Source organism: Nostoc sp. DedSLP03 (assembly GCF_034530815.1).
GTDB lineage: Bacteria > Cyanobacteriota > Cyanobacteriia > Cyanobacteriales > Nostocaceae > Nostoc.
Genome location: NZ_JAVRCK010000244.1, coordinates 1 through 1,241, shown reverse-complemented (window position 1 = coordinate 1,241; position 1,241 = coordinate 1). Strand labels below are relative to the sequence as shown.

The 1,241-nt window shown below is 50.9% G+C and carries 1 rRNA gene; it reads right to left on the bottom strand.

From position 1 onward, the window contains the following. Window positions 1-1,099, bottom strand: a 23S ribosomal RNA gene (locus RM368_RS38580); the annotation flags it as partial. Window positions 1,100-1,241 lie beyond the last annotated feature (142 nt).

Here is a 1,241-nt window from a genome sequence, read left to right as displayed (position 1 = left end):
GCTATTACGCTTTCTTTAAATGATGGCTGCTTCTAAGCCAACATCCTGGCTGTCTGTGCCTTCCCACATCGTTTCCCACTTAACCATGACTTTGGGACCTTAGCTGGCGGTCTGGGTTGTTTCCCTCTTCACGACGGACGTTAGCACCCGCCGTGTGTCTCCCGTGATAACATTCTTCGGTATTCGCAGTTTGCATCGGGTTGGTAAGCCGGGATGGCCCCCTAGCCGAAACAGTGCTCTACCCCCGAAGATGAGTTCACGAGGCGCTACCTAAATAGCTTTCGGGGAGAACCAGCTATCTCCCGGTTTGATTGGCCTTTCACCCCCAGCCACAAGTCATCCGCTAATTTTTCAACATTAGTCGGTTCGGTCCTCCAGTTAGTGTTACCCAACCTTCAACCTGCCCATGGCTAGATCACCGGGTTTCGGGTCTATACCCTGCAACTTAACGCCCAGTTAAGACTCGGTTTCCCTGCGGCTCCCCTATACGGTTAACCTTGCTACAGAATATAAGTCGCTGACCCATTATACAAAAGGTACGCAGTCACCCCATAAAAGAGGCTCCCACTGCTTGTACGTACACGGTTTCAGGTTCTGTTTCACTCCCCTCGCCGGGGTTCTTTTCGCCTTTCCCTCACGGTACTGGTTCACTATCGGTCAGTCAGGAGTATTTAGCCTTGGAGGATGGTCCCCCCATATTCAGACAGGATACCACGTGTCCCGCCCTACTCTTCGAACTCACAATAAGTGCATTTTTGTGTACGGGAGTATCACCCTGTACCCTGCGACTTTCCAGACGCTTCCACTAATGCACAAACTGATTCAGGTTCTGGGCTGTTCCCCGTTCGCTCGCCGCTACTGGGGGAATCTCGGTTGATTTCTTTTCCTCTGGGTACTTAGATGTTTCAGTTCCCCAGGTTCGCCTCGCAACACTATGTATTCATGTTGCGATGATGCACAGAGTGCACCGGGTTTCCCCATTCGGACATCGTCGGCTGTAGCGGTTCATATCACCTTACCGACGCTTTACGCAGATTAGCACGTCCTTCATCGCCTCTGACTGCCAGGGCATCCACCGTGTACGCTTAGTCGCTTAACCTCACAACCCACAGGCGTTTTACAACGCATGCAGACTGCAAGCATTTGAGAGACTCGAACATGTCATCATTCATTTCTTATTACGGAGAAATGAACCGACACGTCGTTTCAATTTTCAGCTTGTTCCGGATTGTTAAAGAGCA